The sequence below is a fragment of the Pseudomonas sp. XP1 genome (assembly GCF_053557675.1).
This window is the reverse complement of sequence record NZ_JBNRIJ010000006.1, coordinates 56,485-77,156: the sequence shown is the minus strand read 5'-3', so window position 1 is coordinate 77,156 and position 20,672 is coordinate 56,485. Positions and strand designations below refer to the sequence as shown.

23 protein-coding genes are annotated in these 20,672 nt (G+C 63.2%); 11 read left to right on the top strand and 12 right to left on the bottom strand.

Features of this window, described 5'->3' with window-relative positions; all coding sequences use genetic code 11:
• The 5 genes from modB to ACK1U9_RS07875 all read right to left on the bottom strand — a co-directional run bounded on the left by modB (nucleotide 1) and on the right by ACK1U9_RS07875 (nucleotide 3,225).
• Complete coding sequence (gene modB, locus ACK1U9_RS07895; protein WP_196187989.1) at nucleotides 1–681, bottom strand: molybdate ABC transporter permease subunit; 681 nt, start codon at nucleotides 679–681, stop codon at nucleotides 1–3.
• A complete protein-coding gene (modA, locus tag ACK1U9_RS07890; protein ID WP_449109812.1) occupies nucleotides 681–1,439 on the bottom strand; it encodes a molybdate ABC transporter substrate-binding protein in 759 nt (252 codons plus the stop codon). The genes modB and modA overlap by 1 nt, the downstream gene beginning before the upstream one ends.
• Nucleotides 1,440–1,622: 183 nt before the next feature.
• Complete coding sequence (locus ACK1U9_RS07885; protein ID WP_449109811.1) at nucleotides 1,623–2,711, bottom strand: NAD(P)H-dependent flavin oxidoreductase; 1,089 nt, start codon at nucleotides 2,709–2,711, stop codon at nucleotides 1,623–1,625.
• A gap of 33 nt (nucleotides 2,712–2,744) precedes the next feature.
• The gene (locus ACK1U9_RS07880; protein WP_173015092.1) at nucleotides 2,745–2,915 is read right to left on the bottom strand and encodes a hypothetical protein; all 171 of its coding nucleotides are present in this window, start codon (nucleotides 2,913–2,915) and stop codon (nucleotides 2,745–2,747) included.
• A 7-nt stretch (nucleotides 2,916–2,922) separates the two neighbouring features.
• The gene (locus ACK1U9_RS07875; protein WP_004375922.1) at nucleotides 2,923–3,225 is read right to left on the bottom strand and encodes a DUF1883 domain-containing protein; all 303 of its coding nucleotides are present in this window, start codon (nucleotides 3,223–3,225) and stop codon (nucleotides 2,923–2,925) included.
• Nucleotides 3,226–3,385: 160 nt separating this feature from the next.
• On the opposite strand from ACK1U9_RS07875, the gene ACK1U9_RS07870 reads away from it, so the two are divergent.
• The 8 genes from ACK1U9_RS07870 to ACK1U9_RS07835 all read left to right on the top strand — a co-directional run bounded on the left by ACK1U9_RS07870 (nucleotide 3,386) and on the right by ACK1U9_RS07835 (nucleotide 10,904).
• Nucleotides 3,386–3,745: a hypothetical protein gene (locus ACK1U9_RS07870; protein ID WP_025339668.1), complete on the top strand. Its 360-nt coding sequence runs from the start codon at nucleotides 3,386–3,388 to the stop codon at nucleotides 3,743–3,745.
• Nucleotides 3,746–3,822: 77 nt separating this feature from the next.
• Nucleotides 3,823–4,473, top strand: a complete 651-nt coding sequence (locus ACK1U9_RS07865) for a c-type cytochrome (protein ID WP_196187985.1) — start codon at nucleotides 3,823–3,825, stop codon at nucleotides 4,471–4,473.
• Complete coding sequence (locus ACK1U9_RS07860) at nucleotides 4,470–5,384, top strand: c-type cytochrome (protein ID WP_046614978.1); 915 nt, start codon at nucleotides 4,470–4,472, stop codon at nucleotides 5,382–5,384. The genes ACK1U9_RS07865 and ACK1U9_RS07860 overlap by 4 nt, the downstream gene beginning before the upstream one ends.
• A gap of 205 nt (nucleotides 5,385–5,589) precedes the next feature.
• Nucleotides 5,590–6,429, top strand: coding sequence for a UTP--glucose-1-phosphate uridylyltransferase GalU (gene galU, locus ACK1U9_RS07855; protein WP_013973181.1), 840 nt, complete (start codon nucleotides 5,590–5,592; stop codon nucleotides 6,427–6,429).
• 97 nt (nucleotides 6,430–6,526) lie between these two features.
• Nucleotides 6,527–7,882, top strand: coding sequence for a glutathione-disulfide reductase (gorA, locus tag ACK1U9_RS07850; RefSeq protein ID WP_075045612.1), 1,356 nt, complete (start codon nucleotides 6,527–6,529; stop codon nucleotides 7,880–7,882).
• A 268-nt stretch (nucleotides 7,883–8,150) separates the two neighbouring features.
• Entirely contained in the window at nucleotides 8,151–8,714 is a 564-nt protein-coding gene (gene ahpC / locus ACK1U9_RS07845; protein WP_004375926.1) for an alkyl hydroperoxide reductase subunit C, read from the top strand.
• Between the two features lie 267 nt (nucleotides 8,715–8,981).
• A complete protein-coding gene (ahpF, locus tag ACK1U9_RS07840; RefSeq protein ID WP_153670738.1) occupies nucleotides 8,982–10,544 on the top strand; it encodes an alkyl hydroperoxide reductase subunit F in 1,563 nt (520 codons plus the stop codon).
• Between the two features lie 171 nt (nucleotides 10,545–10,715).
• On the top strand, nucleotides 10,716–10,904 hold the full coding sequence (locus ACK1U9_RS07835; RefSeq protein WP_013973178.1) for a hypothetical protein: 189 nt from the start codon (nucleotides 10,716–10,718) through the stop codon (nucleotides 10,902–10,904).
• A gap of 4 nt (nucleotides 10,905–10,908) precedes the next feature.
• On the opposite strand, the gene ACK1U9_RS07830 is transcribed toward ACK1U9_RS07835, so the two are convergent.
• From ACK1U9_RS07830 to lpxO, 5 genes are all read right to left on the bottom strand, one after another.
• Nucleotides 10,909–11,556: a YceH family protein gene (locus ACK1U9_RS07830; RefSeq protein WP_046614981.1), complete on the bottom strand. Its 648-nt coding sequence runs from the start codon at nucleotides 11,554–11,556 to the stop codon at nucleotides 10,909–10,911.
• Between the two features lie 110 nt (nucleotides 11,557–11,666).
• Nucleotides 11,667–12,878, bottom strand: coding sequence for a serine/threonine transporter SstT (sstT, locus tag ACK1U9_RS07825; protein WP_449109810.1), 1,212 nt, complete (start codon nucleotides 12,876–12,878; stop codon nucleotides 11,667–11,669).
• 78 nt (nucleotides 12,879–12,956) lie between these two features.
• On the bottom strand, nucleotides 12,957–13,526 hold the full coding sequence (locus ACK1U9_RS07820) for an N-acetyltransferase family protein (RefSeq protein ID WP_449109809.1): 570 nt from the start codon (nucleotides 13,524–13,526) through the stop codon (nucleotides 12,957–12,959).
• 78 nt (nucleotides 13,527–13,604) lie between these two features.
• A complete protein-coding gene (locus ACK1U9_RS07815) occupies nucleotides 13,605–13,949 on the bottom strand; it encodes a carboxymuconolactone decarboxylase family protein (RefSeq protein ID WP_013973174.1) in 345 nt (114 codons plus the stop codon).
• Nucleotides 13,950–14,068: 119 nt separating this feature from the next.
• On the bottom strand, nucleotides 14,069–14,968 hold the full coding sequence (gene lpxO / locus ACK1U9_RS07810; RefSeq protein WP_046614984.1) for a lipid A hydroxylase LpxO: 900 nt from the start codon (nucleotides 14,966–14,968) through the stop codon (nucleotides 14,069–14,071).
• Nucleotides 14,969–15,126: 158 nt separating this feature from the next.
• Here lpxO and thpR point away from each other — a divergent pair, with 158 nt between their 5' ends.
• Nucleotides 15,127–15,672, top strand: coding sequence for an RNA 2',3'-cyclic phosphodiesterase (gene thpR / locus ACK1U9_RS07805; RefSeq protein WP_449109808.1), 546 nt, complete (start codon nucleotides 15,127–15,129; stop codon nucleotides 15,670–15,672).
• Between the two features lie 27 nt (nucleotides 15,673–15,699).
• Here thpR and ACK1U9_RS07800 read toward each other — a convergent pair whose 3' ends face one another.
• Nucleotides 15,700–16,605, bottom strand: coding sequence for an AraC family transcriptional regulator (locus tag ACK1U9_RS07800; protein WP_085599292.1), 906 nt, complete (start codon nucleotides 16,603–16,605; stop codon nucleotides 15,700–15,702).
• 180 nt (nucleotides 16,606–16,785) lie between these two features.
• Here ACK1U9_RS07800 and calA point away from each other — a divergent pair, with 180 nt between their 5' ends.
• Nucleotides 16,786–17,838, top strand: coding sequence for a vanillin reductase (gene calA / locus ACK1U9_RS07795; RefSeq protein WP_085599290.1), 1,053 nt, complete (start codon nucleotides 16,786–16,788; stop codon nucleotides 17,836–17,838).
• A gap of 137 nt (nucleotides 17,839–17,975) precedes the next feature.
• On the opposite strand, the gene ACK1U9_RS07790 is transcribed toward calA, so the two are convergent.
• Nucleotides 17,976–19,292, bottom strand: coding sequence for a hypothetical protein (locus tag ACK1U9_RS07790; RefSeq protein WP_046614989.1), 1,317 nt, complete (start codon nucleotides 19,290–19,292; stop codon nucleotides 17,976–17,978).
• A gap of 204 nt (nucleotides 19,293–19,496) precedes the next feature.
• Here ACK1U9_RS07790 and ACK1U9_RS07785 point away from each other — a divergent pair.
• Nucleotides 19,497–20,672: sugar transporter (locus ACK1U9_RS07785; protein WP_449109807.1), on the top strand; the 1,176-nt coding region annotated here is incomplete at its 3' end.

Below are 20,672 nucleotides of genomic sequence, written 5' to 3'. Positions count from 1 at the left end.
TCAGCTCCAGCCAGCCTTGCCGCGGCGTCCAGCGTACAGCAGGAGCAGCACCAGGAACGAGAATACCAGCATGGCACCGGCCAGCCAGTGCGCTTGCGAATAGGCCATGGCTTCGACATGGTCGAAGATCTGCACCGAGACCACGCGTGTCTTGTCGGGGATGTTGCCGCCGATCATCAACACCACGCCGAACTCGCCCACCGTGTGGGCGAAACCGAGGATGCTGGCGGTGATGAAGCCCGGGCGGGCCAACGGCAGCACCACGTGGACGAAGGTGTCCCAGGGGCTGGCGCGCAATGTGGCAGCCACTTCCAGCGGCCGCTGGCCAATTGCGCCAAAGGCATTCTGCAGCGGCTGGACCACGAACGGCATGGAGTAGATCACCGAGCCGATCACCAAGCCGGTAAAACTGAACACCACGCTGCCCAGGCCCAGCGCCTGGGTCGCCTGGCCCAGCCAGCCATGCGGGCCGAGGGCGATCAGCAGGTAGAAGCCGATCACCGTGGGTGGCAGTACCAGCGGCAAGGCCACTACCGCGCCAACCGGCCCGCGCAGCCACGAGCGCGTGCGCGCCAGCCACCAGGCGATGGGCGTGCCGACGATAAGCAGGATGAGGGTGGTCAGACCGGCCAGTTTCACAGTCAGCCAGATGGCACCCAGGTCACTGGCATCCAGTGGCATCAGATTTCATAACCGTAGGATTTGATCACCGCCGCGGCTTTCGGGCTCTTCAGGTAGTCGACCAGGGCCTTGGCGGCGGGGTTGTCCTTGCCTTTTTCGAGGATTACCGCGTCCTGGCGGATGGGCTCGTGCAGGGACGAGGGCACGATCCAGGCCGACCCGCTTTCGACCTTGCCATCCTTGTAGATTTGCGACAGGGCGACAAAGCCCAGCTCGGCATTGCCGGTGGAGACGAACTGGAACGCCTGGGTGATGTTCTGCCCTTCGACCAGCTTGGGCTTGGTGGTTTCGGTCAGTTTCAGCTTGTCCAGCACCTGGGTGGCGGCCAGGCCGTAGGGAGCGGTTTTCGGGTTGGCGATGGACACGTGCTTGAACTGGTTCTTCTTCAGCACTTCGCCGTTGGCGTCGACATAGCCGGGCGTGGCCGACCACAGGGCCAGGGTGCCGATGGCGTAGGTGAAGCGCGAGCCCGGAACAATGGCCTTTTCCTGCTCGAGCTTGGCCGGGGTGCTGTCGTCGGCAGCCAGGAATACCTCGAACGGCGCCCCGTTCTTGATTTGCGTGTAGAACTGGCCGGTGGCGCCATAGGCGGCGACCAGCTTGTGGCCGGTGTCTTTTTCGAAGTTCTTGGCAATGGCCTGGATCGGCGCTGTGAAGTTCGCTGCGACCGCGACCTGGACTTCATCGGCCCAGGCATTGTTGAAGGCGAGCAGGCTGGCCAGGGCGGTGGCAGCCAGGTGGGACGGGCGGATACGCATGAAGACAGTTCCTTGGGAGTTATCGTTATAGCCTGAACTATATAGCGATAGGCCATGGGCCGGAAAGGGGGCAGGATGATGCATGGGCAGGTCCGGCCCCTTCGCGGGCTTGCCCACTCCTACAGGGGCGCTCCAATATTCGAATTGTGGGAGCGGGTTCACCCGCGAAGAGGCCAGACCTGCTTATGCAGACGCCTGGCGGCCGACTACGGCCAGCGCCTTTTCGGCAATCTCTCGGGTCAACGCACCCGCCGGCATATGCCTGCCCAGCCGCAACGCCTGCCCCGACCACAGGTTGCTGAAATCGCTGTTGCCTTGCGGATCTGTAATCGCCCGCAAAGGCATCAATGCCCCACCGGCCAGCGGGAAGCGCGGTGCCAGGTCGCTCATCGGCCCCAGCTCACGCATGATGCGGTTGTTGATGCCACGCGCCGGTCGGCCGGTGAACAGGTTGGTCAGCGCCGTGTCGCTGGCAGACGCGCTGTCCAGGGCCAGGCGATGCGCCGGCGAGACCTTGGCCTCGGGGCAGAACAGGTAAGCCGTGCCGATCTGCACGGCCGAAGCCCCCAAGGCCAGTGCCGCCAACAGGCCGCGGTGGTCAGCAATGCCGCCGGCGGCAATCACCGGCACGCTGACCGCATCGGCCACCTGCGGCACCAGGGCGAAGGTACCGATCTGGCTGGTGATATCGTCGCTGAGGAACATGCCGCGATGGCCGCCCGCTTCATAGCCCATGGCAATGATCGCATCAAAGCCGTGGAGCTCCAGCCACTCTGCTTCTTCTACGGTGGTGGCGCTGGACAGCACCTTGGCACCACTGGCCTTCACCCGTTGCAGCAGGTCGGCCTGAGGCAGGCCGAAGTGGAAGCTCACCACCTCCGGGCGCAGTTGCTCGACCAGCTGGCAGCTCTGTTCGTCGAAAGGCGCGCGGTTGGACACCGGCGTGGGCGCCGCGAAGTCGGCACCCACTTCGTTGTAATAGGGCTCGAGCGCCTGCTTCCAGCGTGCATCGCGCTCGGCATCGGGCGCAGGCGGCTGGTGGCAGAAGAAGTTCAGGTTCAACGGGCGGCCCGGGCAGCCGGCGCGGAAGGCGGCGATCTCGGCGCGCACCTGGTCGCCCGTGAGCATGGCGCAGGGCAGGGCGCCCAAACCGCCCGCCAGGCCGACGGCAATGGCCATGCCCGAGCCCGTCGCACCGGCCATGGGGGCCTGCAGAATGGGCAACTCGATGCCCAGCAGGTCGAGGATGCGGCGGTCGGGCCAGTGGCTCATGCGATTCTCCTTGCGCGGGCGAGCGGCGGGGGCTTACAAGGCTTTGCTGACCTGGATGTCGCTGATCTTCTCGGCGTCTTCGCCGTGAATCTTGCGCAGGGCTTCCAGGGCTTGTCCGAGGGAAGCGTCGGGCATCAGCGCGAAGTCCCAGCGGCGCTGGCCGTCGAGTTTGTACTTGATGACGTACTTGGTGGTCTGGGTCATGGTGGCCTTATCTGAGTTTCGATGATGAACGACGGACGATCTTGATCTTGTGGGTCAAGGTTGGCTTGCGGGTGACCGAGATCGGGCGGGTTGTCACGGTATCGATGGTGATGTTCCAGAAACCGGTGCTGGGCACGGTGATCTTCGCCGGGAACTTGTCGAAATGGCCACCGTGGTAGGTGTGACGGCCGCCGTTCTTGAAGCTGCGGAAGTTGGCGTCGTTCATCAGGCGGATATTGCAGCGCTGGGAGCACTCGATGACGACAATGTCGTCCTCGTTCAGGTGCTCGCGCTGGTGTACGAATTTCATGTGATGCTCCGCAAGGATTGGTTCTGCAAACGCGAAAGATACCACGATGTCGAGTTACACTGCCGCGCTGTTCCGCCAGGCGTAGATAAATCTGCCAAAGCAGGGAGCAAAACGGCCTGGCTGTGGTCGAAGCGGATTCTTGAAGGCAGAGGTGCTGCAAATGAAGTGGATGGTGGCGGCGTTGGCGGTGACGCTGGGTGGCTGTGTGAGTGTTACCGAACTGGAACAGTCGCGTGAAACGCTGGATGTGATCTCCGGCAAGTCCCCGCGCGCGTATGCCGATTGCGTCAAGCAGAAGCTGGCCGATACCCGCGACCCGCTGGTGGAAGAGCAGCGCGGCGATGGCCTGCGGCTGATCGTGCCACAGAAGATCAGCTCGGGCGTGGGCCCGGCGGCGCTGGTGGATATAGACAAGCGTGGCAGCGGCAGCAGCATCAAGCTGCACGAGCGGCTGAACAACTTCCCGCTGCGCCTGGGCGACGTGCGCACCGCAGCCACCCAATGCATCTCCGGGAGTTGATCCAGCGCAACTGATCACGCTCCTTTTGCTTATATGTTTTAGGCCTAAGCATATAACAATAGAAAAGGAGATTCGTGATGACACCGTTGAGTCGCGTCGTGATCGGCAGCCTGCTGATCCTGGCCTGGCCCGCGGCGCATGCCGCCGATGGCCAGAAAGTCTTCACCCAGGGCGGGGCCAACCCCGCCGCCATGGCTTGCCTGGGTTGCCATGGCCCGGACGGCCAGGGCATTGCCGCTGCCGGCTTCCCACGCCTGGCCGGGCTGCCGGCCGCTTACCTCAGCAAGCAATTGCATGATTGGCGCAGCGGCAGCCGCAAGCAGCCGGTGATGGAGCCGCTTGCCAAGGCCCTGAGCGAGGATGAGATCAAGGCTGTCAGCACCTATCTGGCCAGCCTGCCGGCAGACCCTGCAAGCGACCTGCGTCGCCAGCAGATTGCCGATGACCCCACCACCCGCATGGCCCTGTACGGTGACTGGAGCCGGCAGATTCCTGGTTGCGTGCAATGCCATGGCCCGGGTGGTGGCGGGGTTGGCGAACACTTTCCGCCCCTGGCCGGCCAGCCCGCCAGTTACCTGGTGGCACAGCTCAATGCCTGGCGTGACGGCACCCGCAGCAATGACCCCAACCAGCTGATGGTCGGTGTGGCAAAGGCCATGACCGATGACGAGATCAAGGCTGTTGCCGAGTTCTTCGCCCGCCCCGCCAGCCAGGAGGTCAAGCCATGAAACCGATGATTCCAGCCCTGTTGCTGCTGGCCATGGGCAGCGCCCAGGCCGCCCAGATCGCCATGGAAGACCAGTCGCAGTTGAAAGTGCCTGGCGTGCAGGCCGCGCCGCAGTTCGTGCCGCCAGCGGAAAGCGAGTTGCCTGACAATGCCTTTGGCAAGATGGTGCGTGAGGGGCATGCCTTGTTCGTCGACACCCGCAGGTTGATGCCCGAGGCCGTGGGCAATGGCATGAACTGCAGCAACTGCCACCTTGACCAGGGGCGGCTGGCGCATTCCGCGCCGATGTGGGGGGCGTACCCGATGTACCCCGCCTACCGCAAGAAAAACGACAAGGTCAACACCTACGCCGAGCGTATCCAGGGATGCTTCCAGTTCAGCATGAACGGCAAGCCGCCTGCGGCCGACAGCCCGCAGATGACGGCGTTGGCGGTGTATTCATACTGGCTGTCGACCAAGGCGCCGACCGGCGTGGAGATTGCCGGGCGTGGCTACCCGGAGGTGCCGCAGCCCAAGGGCGGATACGACTTCAAGCGCGGCCAGCAGGTTTATCGCGAGCAGTGTGCGATTTGCCACGGCGACAACGGCGAGGGGCAGAAGGTGGCGGGCGAGTATGTGATGCCGCCGCTGTGGGGCAAGGACTCCTACAACTGGGGCGCCGGCATGCACCGCATCAATACTGCGGCGTCGTTCATCAAGTACAACATGCCGCTGGGCAAGCCGGGCAGCCTGAGTGACCAGCAGGCCTGGGACGTGGCGGCCTGGGTCAACCGCCATGAAAGGCCGCAGGATCCGCGTCTGGTGGAAGGCTCCATCGAGAAAACGCGGGTGAAGTTCCATGCCAACGATGGGGTGAACCTGTATGGGCAGAAGGTCGATGGGGTGCTGATCGGGCAGGGCACCGGTAGCTGATTGCCTGCCAGGCCAATACAGGCACCCCCATTTGCTGTCATCCAGCTGTCGTGGATGACAGCAATATTTACGATCCCCCGGAACTATCTACACTGGGTTATCTCTATCTTCCCATCGATCGGCCACAGGTGGGGCATTGTAAGGTGACTGCCGCCTGATTAGACTGCGCCGAATTCCACAGGCCTAGCCTTTTTTAAGGACGTATATGATCAAGAAATGCTTGTTCCCGGCAGCCGGTTACGGCACCCGCTTCCTGCCCGCTACCAAAGCCATGCCCAAGGAAATGCTGCCGGTGGTCAACAAGCCACTGATCCAGTATGGCGTTGAAGAGGCACTGGATGCCGGTCTGAACGAGATCTCCATCGTCACCGGGCGCGGCAAGCGTGCTCTGGAAGACCACTTCGACATCAGCTATGAGCTGGAAAACCAGATCAAGGGCACCGACAAGGAAAAATACTTGGTTGGTATCCGTCGCCTGCTCGACGAGTGCTCGTTCTCCTACACCCGCCAGACCGAAATGAAAGGCCTGGGCCACGCCATCCTGACCGGCCGCCCGCTGATCGGTGACGAGCCTTTCGCCGTGGTGCTGGCGGACGACCTGTGCGTGAACCCGGAAGGTGACGGCGTACTGACCCAGATGGTCAAGCTGTATAACCAGTTCCGTTGCTCGATCGTCGCCATCCAGGAAGTCGATCCGCAGGAAACCAACAAGTACGGCGTGATCGCCGGCGACATGATCCGTGACGACATTTTCCGCGTCACCAACATGGTCGAGAAGCCAAAGCCGGAAGATGCCCCGTCGAACCTGGCGATCATCGGTCGCTACATCCTGACCCCGGACATCTTCGACATCATCGCCAACACCGAGCCGGGCAAAGGCGGCGAGATCCAGATCACCGACGCCCTGATGCAACAGGCGCAGAACGGCTGCGTGATCGCCTACAAGTTCAAAGGCAAGCGTTTCGACTGCGGTGGTGCCGAAGGCTACATCGACGCGACCAACTTCTGCTTCGAGAACTACTACAAGACTGGCAAGGCTTACTGATAAGCCCTGCTGGCCTGTAAGCCACCCTTCGGGGTGGCTTTTTTGTTTGCGACGGCCAACGGCGTTATGCTGGGCGCCTGCCTAGGGGAGTGAATACATGGCCTACGATTTTGATCTGTTCGTGATTGGTGCCGGGTCCGGCGGTGTACGCGCGGCGCGGTTTGCCGCCGGCTTCGGGGCAAAGGTGGCAGTGGCCGAGAGCCGCTACCTGGGCGGTACCTGTGTCAACGTCGGCTGCGTGCCGAAAAAACTGCTGGTGTACGGGGCACATGTCGCCGACGAACTGGAGCAGGCCGCAGGCTTCGGCTGGACCCTGGAAGAAGGGCATTTCGACTGGGGCACCCTGATTGCCAACAAGAACCGGGAAATCGAGCGCCTCAACGGCATCTACCGCAACCTGCTGGTCAACAGCGGGGTCACCTTGCTGCAGGGGCATGCGCGTCTGACCGGTGCCAACGAAGTGGAAGTGGACGGCCAGCGCTACACCGCCGAGCACATCCTAATCGCCACCGGTGGCTGGCCACAGGTGCCGGACATTCCGGGCAAGGAACTGGCCATCACCTCCAACGAAGCCTTCTACCTCAAGGACCTGCCACGCCGAGTGCTGGTGGTGGGCGGTGGCTATATCGCGGTCGAGTTCGCTGGCATCTTCCAGGGCCTGGGGGCGGCTACCACGCTTCTGTACCGTGGCGACCTGTTCCTGCGTGGCTTCGACGGTTCGGTACGCACGCACCTGAAGGAAGAACTGGAAAAGCGCGGGCTCGACCTGCAGTTCAACGCCGACATCCAGCGCATCGACAAGCTCGAGGACGGCAGCCTCAAGGCCACCCTCAAGGATGGGCGCGAGCTGGTCACCGATTGCGTGTTCTATGCCACCGGCCGGCGCCCGATGCTGGACAACCTGGGCCTGGAAAACACCGGCGTCGAGCTGGACGCACGGGGTTACATTCGTGTTGACCAGCAGTACCAGACCACCGCGCCGTCGATCCTGGCCATTGGCGACGTGATTGGCCGCGTGCAACTCACTCCGGTGGCTCTGGCCGAAGGCATGGCCGTGGCCCGGCGCCTGTTCAAGCCCGAGCAATACCGCCCTGTGGACTACCAGAACATCCCCACCGCAGTATTCAGCCAGCCGCCGATCGGCACCGTGGGCCTGACCGAGGAGCAGGCGCTGGAGGCCGGGCACAAGGTACAGGTATTCGAGAGCCGCTTCCGTGCGATGAAACTGACCCTGACCGACATCCAGGAAAAGACCCTGATGAAGCTGGTGGTCGATGCCGAGACTGACAAGGTACTGGGTTGCCACATGGTTGGCCCCGACGCCGGCGAGATCATCCAGGGCCTGGGCGTTGCCCTGAAGGCCGGTGCGACCAAGCAACAGTTCGACGAAACCATTGGCGTGCACCCGACCGCGGCCGAAGAGTTCGTGACCATGCGCACGGTCACCCGCTGACGCCACTGGCCCCATCGCCGGCAAGCCAGCTCCACAGGTATCGCACAAGTCCAGAGACCTGCGCTGTACCTGTGGGAGCTGGCTTGCCGGCAATGGGGCCCTTGAATGCCCCCGCAATCCTTTGCTCAGCCCATTCCCTTCTATTAATTATCCTCGGTTATAGCCAAAACCAATCAAAAGCATGAGCTTTGCCAATGAGCCTTTAGCGGGATCAGCGGTTAGGATTCTCTCCATCAAATGTTTCCAACCCCATGAAGGAGCGTCTCTCATGCCAATCATCAACAGCCAGGTCAAACCGTTCAACGCCACCGCCTACCACAAGGGCGAATTCGTCCAGGTCAGCGAAGCCGACCTGAAAGGCAAGTGGTCTGTCGTGTTCTTCTACCCGGCCGACTTCACCTTCGTCTGCCCGACCGAGCTGGGTGACCTTGCTGACAACTACGCCGAATTCCAGAAGCTGGGCGTGGAAATCTACGGCGTGTCCACCGACACCCACTTCACCCACAAAGCCTGGCACGACACTTCGGACACTATCGGCAAGATCCAGTACCCACTGATCGGTGACCCGACCCACGTCATCTCGCGCAACTTCGACGTGCTGATCGAAGAAGCCGGCCTGGCCGATCGCGGTACCTTCGTGATCAACCCGGAAGGCCAGATCAAGATCGTCGAACTGAACGACGGTGGTGTAGGCCGCGATGCTGCCGAACTGCTGCGCAAAGTGAAAGCTGCCCAGTACGTTGCCGCTCACCCAGGCGAAGTTTGCCCGGCCAAGTGGAAAGAAGGCGAAGCCACCCTGGCGCCATCGCTGGACCTGGTCGGCAAGATCTAATTTTCGCCCGATAAGCGCCTGCGCGACGACCATGCTGCGTTGAAAACAGGCTCGGAATGCTCATTGACAACCTGTCAACTCCGCTTCCTCGCCTGTTTTCGCCTTGCCTGATCGCCGCGCAGGCACTTCTCGAACGAAAATCCGATCATGCGCTTGACGCGGGCGGTGAGCAGCCGCCAAAGCTGAAGTACTTACCGCCCCGTCAAACGCCCGGGCGACCTCGCCTGGGCGTTTTTGTATTCGAGTTTTGAAAAAGGAATCGCCCGTATGTTGGACGCCACGCTTAAATCGCAACTGAAAACCTACCTGGAGCGGGTCACCCAGCCGATCGAGATCGTTGCCTCCCTCGACGACGGCGCGAAATCCCGCGAATTGCACGACCTGCTGGCGGAAATTGCCAGCCTGTCGAATCTTATTACCTTCAGTGCGGACGGCAGCGATGCCCGTCGTCCATCGTTCTCGCTGAACCGCCCGGGGGCCGACATAAGCCTGCGCTTCGCCGGCATCCCCATGGGCCACGAATTCACCTCGCTGGTGCTGGCACTGCTGCAAGTCGGCGGCCACCCCTCGAAGGCCAGTGCCGAAGTGATCGAGCAGATACAGGCACTGGAAGGCGAGTTCACCTTCGAAACCTACTTCTCGCTGTCGTGCCAGAACTGCCCGGATGTGGTCCAGGCGCTCAACCTGATGGCGGTTATCAACCCCAACGTACGCCACGTGGCCATCGACGGCGCGCTTTTCCAGGCGGAAGTGGAATCGCGCAAGATCATGGCGGTGCCGAGCATCTACCTGAACGGCGAAGTGTTCGGCCAGGGCCGCATGGGCCTGGAAGAAATCCTTGGCAAGATCGACACCAACGCAGGCAGCCGCCAGGCCGAGAAGATCAATGCCAAGGACGCCTTCGACGTGCTGGTGGTAGGTGGTGGCCCAGCCGGTGCTTCGGCAGCCATCTATGCCGCCCGTAAAGGCATCCGCACCGGTATTGCGGCCGAGCGTTTCGGCGGCCAGGTGCTCGATACCCTGGCCATCGAGAACTTCATCTCGGTACAGGAAACCGAAGGGCCGAAGCTGGCCACGGCGCTGGAAGAGCACGTCAAGCAGTACGACGTGGACATCATGAACCTGCAGCGCGGTGAAGCCTTGATCCCGGCCACCGATGGCGGCCTGCACGAAGTGCGCCTGGCCGGCGGCGCATCGCTCAAGGCCAAGACCGTAATCCTGGCCACCGGTGCACGCTGGCGCGAAATGAACGTGCCGGGCGAGCAGGAATACCGCGCCCGTGGCGTAGCCTACTGCCCGCACTGCGACGGCCCGCTGTTCAAGGGCAAACGCGTGGCGGTGATCGGTGGTGGCAACTCCGGCGTGGAAGCGGCCATCGACCTGGCGGGTATCGTTGCCCAGGTAACACTGATCGAGTTCGACAGCCACCTGCGTGCCGATGCCGTGCTGCAGCGCAAGTTGCACAGCCTGCCCAACGTGAAGGTGATCACCAGTGCGCTGACCACCGAAGTGCTGGGCAATGGCGAAAAGGTGACCGGCCTGCGTTACAAGGACCGCACCAACGACCAGCAGCATGAAGTGGCGCTGGAAGGCATCTTCGTGCAGATCGGCCTGCTGCCGAATACCGACTGGCTGAAAGGCACCCTCGAGCTGTCGCCGCGTGGCGAGATCATCGTCGACGCCAAGGGCCAGACCAGCATCCCGGGTGTGTTTGCGGCGGGTGACGTGACGACCGTGCCGTACAAGCAGATCGTGATCGCGGTGGGTGAGGGGGCCAAGGCATCGCTGGCGGCCTTTGACCACCTGATTCGCACTTCGGCACCGGCGTAAGCCCGTACCGGCCTCTTCGCAGCGCAAGGCTGCTCCTACGGGGAATTCCACAGTATTCAAAAACTGTGCGGAATCTGTAGGAGCAGCCTTGTGCTGCGAAGAGGCCAGTACAAACAAAGCAGCACATGAGGATGTCTATGATTACTGCAGACACCCTCAGGAATCACACTCATGACCCTGATCAGCCGCGAACCCTGGTGGCTAGTCCCCCCGAAACCCGGGCAGCAAGAGCAGGACCTGCACTGGGGCTACCTGGAAATCTACGCCGACGGCCGCACCGTGTTCGTCGACCAGCGCCCGAGTGACCGAGAGCTGGCCGAGCGCAAGAGTTGCCGCAACTTCCCCGACCCCGAGCCGTGACGGCTCAGCCTTCCAGCTCGGCCAGGCGTGCCTCCAGCGCCGCGATGCGGGCTTCGAGGGCTTCGATGCGTTCTTCCGACACATTGCCGCCACTGCTGCGTGCCCCGCCTTCCTGCTGCCGTGCAGCCAGGATCGCCTCGATTTCCGCCGGGTCGCCCAAGGCATGGGTGTAGCGGTCTTCGCGCTGGCCGGGCTGGCGTGGCAGGTGCAAGGCCAGGCCGCGCGAGATCAGGCGTTCCAGCTGGTGCTGGATCTGCTCGGTGTCGTCGAAGTCGTGCAGGCGGTTGCTGCGGGTCAGCAGTTCGTTGAGGGTTTGCGGCCCGCGCAGGAACATCAGGCCCATCAGCACCAGTTGCGCCGGTACCAGCTCCAGTGCTTTGTCCACCCTCTGTTCCCAGCGGTCGGCGCGGCTGCCCATCTGCAGGCGGGTCATGTCTTGCCCTTCGAGGGCGCGCAGGGCCTGGCCGACCTGGCCTTGGGTGAGGTTCATCACCGGTTCGCGGCTGGTCTTCTGGTTGCAGGCCAGGACCAGGGCGTTGAGGGTCAGCGGGTAACTTTCAGGGCTGGTGGCCTGCTTCTCGATCAGCGAGCCGAGAACACGGATCTCGATGCTGTTGAAGCGGCCTTCGCCGACGGTTTCGTGTTCTGACATGGCCCTGTCTCATTGCTGGGGAAAGGCCACTAGGGTAGGTAATGCCACCGTGTTAGGCAATTGGCACCTGTGGGAGCGGGTGAACCCGCTCCCACAGGTGCCCGGCAAACTCACGCGTTGCGCCGCTCTTCAGCCTGGCACGCCGCCGCGGTAAACAGCACATCGGTCGAGGAATTCAGCGCCGTTTCCGCCGAATCCTGCAGCACGCCGATGATGAAGCCAACCGCCACCACCTGCATGGCAATTTCGCTCGGGATACCGAACAGGCTGCACGCCAGCGGAATCAGCAGCAGCGAGCCACCGGCCACGCCCGAGGCGCCGCAGGCACAGACCGCCGCCACCACGCTGAGCAGCACGGCGGTCGGCATGTCCACCGGGATACCCAGAGTATGCACTGCCGCCAGGGTCAGCACGGTAATGGTGATGGCGGCACCGGCCATGTTGATGGTCGCGCCCAGCGGGATCGACACCGAGTAGGTGTCTTCATGCAGGCCAAGGCGCTCCGACAGGGCCAGGTTGACCGGGATGTTGGCCGCCGAACTGCGGGTGAAGAACGCGGTGATACCGCTTTCGCGCAGGCAGAGCAGGGTCAGCGGGTAGGGGTTGCGGCGGATTTTCCAGTACACGATCAGCGGGTTCATCACCAGCGCCACGAACAGCATGCAGCCGATCAGTACTGCCAGCAGGTGCAGATAGCCGAGCAGGGCATCCAGGCCCGACTGGGCCAGCGTGGCGCTGACCAGGCCGAAGATGCCCAGCGGGGCGAAGCGGATGACCACGCGCACGATCAGGGTTACGCCGTTGGACAGGTCCTCGACCACGGTGCGGGTGGTTTCGCCGGCATGGCGCAGGGCCACGCCCAGGCCGATGGCCCAGGTCAGTATCCCGATGAAGTTGGCGTTGAGCAGGGCGTTGATCGGGTTGTCGACCGCACTCAGCAGCAGGTTCTGCAGCACCTCGGTGATGCCGCCCGGCGCGCTCAGCGTAGCGTCGCTGGTGCTCAGCACCAGGTTCGACGGGAACAGCATGCTGGCGGCCACGGCGACTACCGCGGCCCCGAAGGTGCCCAGCAGGTACAGCCAGAGGATCGGGCGGATGTGGGTTTCCTGGCCGTGGCGGTGGTTGGCAATCGAGGCCATGACCAGGATGAACACCAGCACGGGTGCCACCGCCTTGAGGGCGCTGACGAACACTTTCCCGAGGAATGCCATGTCGCGGGCGATGGCGGGCGCAAGCAGGGCCAGGGCTATGCCGGCAATCAGGCCGATGACGATCTGCGTCACCAGGCTGGTGCGGTTGAGGAAGCGGAGGATGGGGGTCATGTGCAGCGATATCCCAGCATGTTCAAAAAGGGCGCGACTTTACCATAGACCTTCGTCGAGCAGGGCGGCCTGAAGAACTCAGCGCCCGCGCCGACGCGACACCCGCGCTTCGATGTTCTTGCGCCCGATCAGCAGTGGCGGCTTCTCCACTACCGGCTCGTCTGCCAGCCACTTGTACATCACCAGGCAGTCCACCAGCCCAAGTCGGGCATGGCGGTAGGCCTTGGGCAAACGGCCAACGGTTTCGAAGCCCAGCTTGTGCCAAAGCGCCACTGCCACCTCATTGGTGGCCACCACCGAATTGAATTGCAGGGCCAGAAAACCCTCCTGGCGCGCCTGTTTCTGTGAGTGCTCGCACATCAACCGCGCAACGCCGCGGCCGCGTGCCGGTTCACAGACCATGTAGCCGCAATTGCCCACGTGCCCACCAGGCCCTGCGGTATTGGCCTTGAGGTAATACGAACCCAGCAGCTCGCCGTCTTCCTCGACCACGAATGTGCGCACGGGTAACTCCAGCCATAGCTGGCGGGCCTGATCGAAACCGAGGTCGGGGTCGAATGCGTAGGTTTCACGGGCCTGTACTACGGCCTGAAAGGTGGGCCAGAAGCGTTCGAAGTCTTCCGGCGTCATCGGGCGGATGTGGATCATGCGGGTTCCTGCAAGGGCTGGGCCGCCCAGTCTGGGTGGCGCGGCGCCGTCGCGCAAGGGCGGCGACGCCATTTGCGTTCAGCCGTTGGCCTTGCCTACCGCATCCATGGCACGTGCCGAGTAGACCAGCGCGGCACCGGCGTTCATCGCCACGGCCACGCCGAGGGCTTCGGCGATTTCCTCGCGGCTGGCGCCGTGCTTGACGGCCTGTTGCGAGTGCACGGCGATGCAGCCGTCGCAGCGGGTGGTCACGGCCACGGCAAGGGAAATCAGCTCGCGGGTCTTGGCGTCCAGGTGGTTGGTCTTGGCCCCTGCGCCGCTGGCGGTCATGTAGCCGGCCACGGTGTCAGGGGAAAGCTGCTTGAGATCGCCGATGCCGGCCATCAACTGCTTACGGTAGGCGTCCCAGTCCATCATGCTCATCGTCTTCACCTTGGAGAGGTTGCGAGTGGAGCTTTCAGGCTAGTCGAAGAGTGGGAAGGGTGAGACTTGTACTTTGGTTGGTTGCGCGCAGGCCCTTGGGCTGCGCGCAACCACAGCGATCAGATGTAGATGAACACCAGCACCAACGCCGCGACGAACGCCCACTTCTCCAGATAGTAGCGCGTGCGGTTGCGCTTCTTCAGTGCCTTGCCACGTTCGCGGATCTTGTAGATACGGGTGAACAGCCGGTTGATGCCACCGGTCTTGTCCCCGGCATCGTTGGGTGCGGCGGCAGCGGCCATGACGTTGCGGCTGAACCAGCGATTGAACGCGGTTGCCCAGCGGTACTTGAGCGGGCGTTCCACGTCGCAGAACAGGATTATGCGGTTGTGCTCGGTGGTATTGGCCGCATAGTGGATGTAGGTCTCGTCAAAGACCACGCCCTCGCCGTCGCGCCAGGAATACTTCTCACCATCCACGTCGATGTAGCAACCGTCGTCGTTCGGCGTGTCCAGGCCCAGGTGGTAGCGGTACGAACCGGCATACGGGTCGCGGTGGCGCACCAGCTTGGCGCCCGGCGGCAGGGTGGCGAACATGGCGGCCTTGACCGTGCCGATACCTTTTAGCAACTCGGTGGTGCGTGGGCACAGGGTCATCGCCGATGGGTGGCTTTCGCCGTACCACTTCAGGTAGAAGCGCTTCCAGCCGGTCTTGAAGAATGAGTTGAAACCGACATCATCATAATTGTCGGACTTCTTGATTTCGCCCACATGCAGCAGCTGTTGGGCTTCCTCGCGGATCTCCTGCCAGTGGTCCTGCAGCGTCTGCAGTTCGGGGAAGGCCTCCACCGGCAGGTAAGGCTTGGCCGGGTGCCTGGAAAACAGGTACAGGAAGCTGTTGACCGGAGCCAGGAAGCTGGAGTGATCGCCCAGCTGACGGGTCAGCTTGTGACGAACCCGACCGCGCAGGTGAACATAGGCGATCGAGAGGGCGAAGAGGAGTACGAGTGCAATTTTCATGGACGTTTACTTGTCGAAAAATGGCCATGCGCCATGGCATAAGCCCGCCAGCATAAACAATCATGGGGGTAGTTTGTACTTATTGTTGCGAAACGACGGGGCGACTTAGGTGTAATGCCCTACAGCCTTGCGCAAACGTTTCATGTTGAGGAGTTCGTATGATTCAGGACGTACGCCCCGGCGGAACCCCCTTCAAGCGGTTGTTTTTCGCCTTGCCGGTCAGCGAGGCTCAGCGTCGCGCCCTGGCTCAGTGGCGACGTGGCTTGAACCTGCGCAGCGGCAAGCCGGTGCCGGCCGCCAACTTCCACGTGACATTGCTGTTTCTGGGCGATGTGGATACCGCCCAGGTGCCTGCAATTTGCGCGGCGGTCGACCAGCTTTCGCTGTCGTCCGCAGCACCGCGGCTGGTACTGGACCGCTTGCAGGTGTGGCAGCGGGCCAGCGCCTTGGTGCTGGAGGCACAGCAGACGCCGCCGGCCCTGTTGCAGCTGGTGTACAGCTTGCAGCAGGTGCTGCTGCCGTTGGGAGTGGAAGCGGCCGACCGTGAGTATCGCCCGCACCTGACGCTGGCCAGGGATTACCGCGGCCAGCCGCCAGAAGCCAGCAGCGCGCCGGATTTTTACCTCGCCGCCCGCCATTTCACACTGTACGAGTCGCGCAAGGGCGCTTATTGGCCATTGGCGCAATGGCCGCTGTCGAGCTGATTCAGGCCATGGCGCCAGGGCAGGCGATTACACCGGCAGGCTCTGGTACGGCAATTCATCCCCGGGGCTGCGGTCGAACTGGCGCTTGTATTCGCGGCTGAACTGCGAGGTGCTCTGGTACCCCACCCGGTGCGCGGTCTGTGCCACCCCCAGGCCTTCGCCGATCAGCATCTGCTGCGCCTTCAGCAGCCGCAGGCGCTTGAGGTACTGCATCGGTGCCATGTCGGTGCAGCGCTTGAAGTGCTCGTGGAAGGTCGAAACGCTCATGTTGGCGCGCGCGGCCAGCGCTTCCACGCTCAGCGGCTCGGTGTAGTGTTCGCGCAGGTAGGCAAGGGCGGCGCCGATGCGGGCGAAGTGCCCTTGTTGCTCCACCAGCGCCCGCAACACGCCCGCCTGTGGGCCGCGCAAGGCGGTGTACAGCACCTCGCGTACCCGCGCCGGGCCCAGTACCCTGGCGTCCACTGGGTCCTGCAGGCAGCGCAGCAGCCGTTCCACGCATTCGCGCATCGGCGCATCCAGTGCCGCCGAGGTCATCGACTGCGGGGTTTGCGCCTGCACTGCGGCATCCGGCGCCAGGGCCATGCTTTGCACCAGTTCACCCAGCACGCTGCGGTCGATATCCACCGCCACGCCCAGCAACGGTGCTTGGGGAGTGGCGAAGGTTTCGCACATGAACGGTACCGACAATGCCTGCACCAGGTAATGCCCGGCGCCGTACTCCAGGGTACGCGGCCCCAGGCGTGCCAGCTTGCTGCCCTGGGCCAGAATCATCAGGCTGGGTTCGTAGATCTGCGGGCTGCTGGCCACATAGTGATCCCAACTCAGCACCTGCACCTGGGGCAGGTGCGTAGGCACGAAGCCCGGGCGCGTGGCGAGGCTGCGGATCAGTGTGCAAAGCGGCGCATTGGCGTCGACGTGTCGGGTCAATTGCATGATGGACCTGGGCAGAGGATCAGACAGTTTGATCATCGCAGAATGAACGCTCGGCGCCAGATGTTGCATGGCATCTTCGGAGAATCAGGCATCGATACCGGAGAATCAGCCGTGGGCGGAGCCACGCATGGCGCGCAGAATGCGCAGCCTGAATCGTTTCACTTCATAGCGAGGCCCTGCATGTACACCGCCATCGGTTACGCCGCCCAGACCCCCACCAGCCCTCTGGCTCCCATGACCTTCGAACGTCGCAGCCCGCGCCCTGACGACGTCGCCATCGATATCCTGTACTGCGGCGTGTGCCACTCCGACATTCACCAGGCGCGCAACGAATGGGGCATCGCCGTGTACCCGCTGATGCCTGGCCACGAGATCATCGGCCGCGTCACTGCGGTGGGCGACAAAGTGACCGCGCACAAGGTCGGCGACCTGGTCGGCGTTGGCTGCATGGTCGACTCATGCCGCCACTGCGAAGCCTGTGCCAAGGACCTGGAGCAATATTGCCTGGAAGGCCCGACCATGACCTACGCCACCCCGGACCGGGTCGACGGTAGCAACACCATGGGCGGTTACTCCAGCAGCATCGTGGTCAGCGAGCACTTCGTGGTGCGCATCCCGGCCGGCATGGACCTGCCCAGCGCCGCGCCAATTCTCTGCGCCGGCATCACCACTTATTCGCCGCTCAAGCACCACGGCGTCGGCCCTGGTCACAAGATCGGCATCCTCGGCATGGGCGGCCTGGGCCACATGGCCATCAAGCTGGCCAAAGCCCTTGGCGCCGAAGTGACCCTGTTCACCCGTTCCCAGGGCAAGGCCGAGGAAGCCCGTCGCCAGGGTGCCGACCATGTGATCGTGTCCACCGATGCCGAGCAGATGCACGCCGCGGCGGGCCGTTTCGACTTCCTGCTCGACACCATCCCGGTGCAGCACGACCTCAACCCGTACCTGGAAACCCTGAAATTCGATGGTGTACACATCCTGGTCGGCCTGATCGAGCCGATCGACCCGGCGGTGCACGCGGCCAATCTGGTGATGAAGCGTCGGGTGCTGGCGGGGTCATTGATCGGCGGAATTGCCGAGACACAGGAAGTGCTGGATTTCTGTGCCGAGCACGCGATTCGTTGTGATATCGAGTTGCTGGATATCCGCAATATCAACCAGGCGTATGAGCGGATGATTGCCGGGGACGTGAAGTACCGGTTCGTGATCGACATGGCCACTTTGCAGGGCTGATTGGTTGCCTGCCCCGGCCTCTTCGCGGGCTCGTCCGCTCCCACAGGTACAGCACAGGCTTCGTGAGCTGTGATTTGCCTGTGGCAGCGGGTTTACCCGCGAAGAGGCCGGCACAGGCAATGAAGACGCTGGATCTGTTACCAGGCCAATGCCCTGTCCCAGCCTTTCCAGAACAACCACCGCCGTACCTCGCCATGCGCCCCGGTACCGATCTGCCAGGCAGGCCGCCCGCTATCCAGGGCAACCACCGAAACAAACCCGGCATGGCTCGCTGCCACCAGCGTACGCCCGTCAGCACTGATATCCAGCGCACTGATGGTCGACCCCAGGTAATGCTGCCAATGCTCCACGCCATCTTCGCCAAACGCCCGCAGGTAACCATAGGCATCCCCCACGATGTACTCACCGTCGCGCGCCACGCCGGCATACACCCGTGCACCATCCTGTACCAGCGGGGTACGTGGGTCCTGGCTGTAGTAGTCGGTGTCCAACCCCGGCAAGTCGGCCACCCTGACGGCAAGTGTGGCACCGCTGTAGAAATGGCAGGCATTGACTATCAACTGGTCACCCGCGTGGTTGAACAGCGCAAAGTGCGGATACTCGCTGGCCGGGCCGATTGCTGCTACGGGCCTGAGCTGGTCGTCCAGTACCAGGTGACGGCTGCCTTGTTCGCCGACCACGATCAACCGGCCATCCACCGACACCGCACCATGCTCCATGCTCAGCCCGAGGCTGATGTCGTCCGGGTCGGTGCCTTCGTCCAGTTCGTCGAGCACCCGCGCCTGTTGCGGCAGCAAGCGGGTCGCGCCGTGGCGGGCCAGCAGGAAGATACCCTCGGCACTCACCAGCAGCACCCGCTGGCCATCCGGGAAGGGGATCAGTGCGGACGGCGTGGGCGGCAGTTCGAATGGCTCGAACGGGTAACCCGGCGGCAACCCCTCCAGCCCCGTGGGCCAGCTCAGGCGCAGCACCTGCGGGCCCCCCCAGCCATCGGTCACGCGTATGCCCTCTGCATTGGCCAGGGCGAAATAGCGCCGGGCCGGACAGCGGCCGAAGTGATCGACGCCGATCACCGGGGTCACCCCGAGATTGTCAATGCGCACCACCTGGCCTTTGTCATGCGGCATGCCGATGCGTGCCAGCAGGCTGCCATCCTCCAGCAGCAGGACGTTGCCGATGCCTTGCCCGTGCTCCTTGATCAGCGGTAGCAATGGGTGGTGGGCGGGCGGCCAGGCTTCGCGGAAGGCTTGCTGTTCGGAGGCTTCGACGCCAGGCCGGTTGGCTGCTTGCAGGGCTTGCAGCCAGGCATCGAGCAAATGCTCGGTGGCTTGCGGCAGGGGCTCTTCCAGGTCATCCCAACCTTGCGCGCGGCCCTGCGCGACATAGTCGTTGACGGCCTGCGCATAGGCGATGACCGCCTGCTGCCACTGCTGCTGGGTGTGCTGCTGGTCCATTAGCGGATCGGGCTCCTTGTTGCATACGCGTTCGTACAAAGCGCGCATGTTACTCCTTCTGCCCGGTTCGCGGTTGTGAGCCCCCGGCTTGACGCGTACCATGCCGGGCATTCCTTCCAATAACAAAGCGTGCGTCCACACCCCGGCAAGCGGGTGACTGGCGTGCGTCCTGTTGCCTTGCCTGCGGAGAAGCGGTTTGCACCCATGAATGGACCCATACCCACCAACATGCCACCCACGGCGGGTAGCGGCAGCTGGCTGAGCGTCATTGCGCTGGCCCTGGCGGCCTTCATATTCAACACCACCGAGTTCGTCCCGGTGGCGCTGCTCAGCGACATTGGCCGCAGCTTCGACATGAGTACCGCGCAGGTCGGCCTGATGCTGACCATCTACGCCTGGGTGGTGGCGCTGGCCTCGCTGCCGATGATGCTGCTGACCCGCAACATCGAGCGGCGGCGCCTGTTGCTGTTCGTGTTCTTGGTGTTCATCGTCAGCCACTTGCTGTCGTGGTTGTCGCAGAGCTTTGCCATGTTGCTGGTCAGCCGTATCGGTATTGCTTTGGCGCATGCGGTGTTCTGGGCCATCACCGCTTCCCTGGCGGTGCGTGTAGCGCCGCCCGGCCAGCAGGCCAAGGCGCTGGGCCTATTGGCCACTGGCACCACCCTGGCCATGGTCCTGGGTATCCCGCTGGGCCGCGTGGTGGGCGAAGCGCTGGGCTGGCGCATCACCTTCCTGAGCATTGCCGGGGTGGCGCTGGCGACCATGCTGTGCCTGATGAAGTCGCTGCCGCTGCTGCCCAGCCAGAACTCGGGTTCGCTGCGCAGTCTGCCGATCCTGTTCAAGCGCCCGGCGCTGGTGATCACCTATGTGCTGGTGACGCTGGTGATTACCGCGCAGTTCACCGCTTACAGCTACATCGAACCGTTCGCCCTGCACGTGGCGAAGATCGGCGGTGACCGCACCACACTGGTGTTGCTGCTGTTCGGCGGTGCCGGGGTATTCGGCTCGTTGCTGTTCAGCCGTTACAGCGACCGCTTCCCGCATGGCTTCCTGGTGGGCTCGATCGGCCTGTTGGCGGCGTGCCTGTTGCTGCTGTTGCCGCTGTCGGGCAACTTCTACGTGTTTGCCGCGTTGAGCATGTTCTGGGGTGTGGCGATCCTCAGCTTCAGCCTGTCGCTGCAGTCCAAGACCCTGAAGCTGGCGTCCGATGCCACCGATGTGGCCATGGCGCTGTTCTCGGGTATCTACAATATCGGCATCGGCGGTGGTGCTTTGCTGGGCAGTATCGTCAGCAGCCAGCTGGATGTGGCGGATATCGGCCTGGTGGGCGGTAGCGTGGCGGTGGCCGGGTTGCTGCTGGCTGTGGCCAGCACCCGGCGA

Bases quoted from the DNA above. Each gene is read 5' to 3' on its own strand.
- modB (WP_196187989.1), bottom strand. From the start codon at position 681: ATGCCACTGGATGCCAGTGACCTGGGTGCCATCTGGCTGACTGTGAAA.
- ACK1U9_RS07820 (WP_449109809.1), bottom strand. From the start codon at position 13,526: ATGATCCACATCCGCCCGATGACGCCGGAAGACTTCGAACGCTTCTGG.
- ACK1U9_RS07875 (WP_004375922.1), bottom strand. From the start codon at position 3,225: ATGAAATTCGTACACCAGCGCGAGCACCTGAACGAGGACGACATTGTC.
- ACK1U9_RS07885 (WP_449109811.1), bottom strand. From the start codon at position 2,711: ATGAGCCACTGGCCCGACCGCCGCATCCTCGACCTGCTGGGCATCGAG.
- sstT (WP_449109810.1), bottom strand. From the start codon at position 12,878: ATGACCCCCATCCTCCGCTTCCTCAACCGCACCAGCCTGGTGACGCAG.
- ACK1U9_RS07815 (WP_013973174.1), bottom strand. From the start codon at position 13,949: ATGAGCATGATGGACTGGGACGCCTACCGTAAGCAGTTGATGGCCGGC.
- modA (WP_449109812.1), bottom strand. From the start codon at position 1,439: ATGCGTATCCGCCCGTCCCACCTGGCTGCCACCGCCCTGGCCAGCCTG.
- ahpC (WP_004375926.1), top strand. From the start codon at position 8,151: ATGCCAATCATCAACAGCCAGGTCAAACCGTTCAACGCCACCGCCTAC.
- lpxO (WP_046614984.1), bottom strand. From the start codon at position 14,968: ATGAAAATTGCACTCGTACTCCTCTTCGCCCTCTCGATCGCCTATGTT.
- ACK1U9_RS07800 (WP_085599292.1), bottom strand. From the start codon at position 16,605: ATGCAATTGACCCGACACGTCGACGCCAATGCGCCGCTTTGCACACTG.
- ACK1U9_RS07830 (WP_046614981.1), bottom strand. From the start codon at position 11,556: ATGTCAGAACACGAAACCGTCGGCGAAGGCCGCTTCAACAGCATCGAG.
- galU (WP_013973181.1), top strand. From the start codon at position 5,590: ATGATCAAGAAATGCTTGTTCCCGGCAGCCGGTTACGGCACCCGCTTC.
- ACK1U9_RS07835 (WP_013973178.1), top strand. From the start codon at position 10,716: ATGACCCTGATCAGCCGCGAACCCTGGTGGCTAGTCCCCCCGAAACCC.
- ACK1U9_RS07880 (WP_173015092.1), bottom strand. From the start codon at position 2,915: ATGACCCAGACCACCAAGTACGTCATCAAGTACAAACTCGACGGCCAG.
- ACK1U9_RS07870 (WP_025339668.1), top strand. From the start codon at position 3,386: ATGAAGTGGATGGTGGCGGCGTTGGCGGTGACGCTGGGTGGCTGTGTG.
- thpR (WP_449109808.1), top strand. From the start codon at position 15,127: ATGATTCAGGACGTACGCCCCGGCGGAACCCCCTTCAAGCGGTTGTTT.
- gorA (WP_075045612.1), top strand. From the start codon at position 6,527: ATGGCCTACGATTTTGATCTGTTCGTGATTGGTGCCGGGTCCGGCGGT.
- ACK1U9_RS07865 (WP_196187985.1), top strand. From the start codon at position 3,823: ATGACACCGTTGAGTCGCGTCGTGATCGGCAGCCTGCTGATCCTGGCC.
- ACK1U9_RS07860 (WP_046614978.1), top strand. From the start codon at position 4,470: ATGAAACCGATGATTCCAGCCCTGTTGCTGCTGGCCATGGGCAGCGCC.
- calA (WP_085599290.1), top strand. From the start codon at position 16,786: ATGTACACCGCCATCGGTTACGCCGCCCAGACCCCCACCAGCCCTCTG.
- ahpF (WP_153670738.1), top strand. From the start codon at position 8,982: ATGTTGGACGCCACGCTTAAATCGCAACTGAAAACCTACCTGGAGCGG.
- ACK1U9_RS07790 (WP_046614989.1), bottom strand. From the start codon at position 19,292: ATGGACCAGCAGCACACCCAGCAGCAGTGGCAGCAGGCGGTCATCGCC.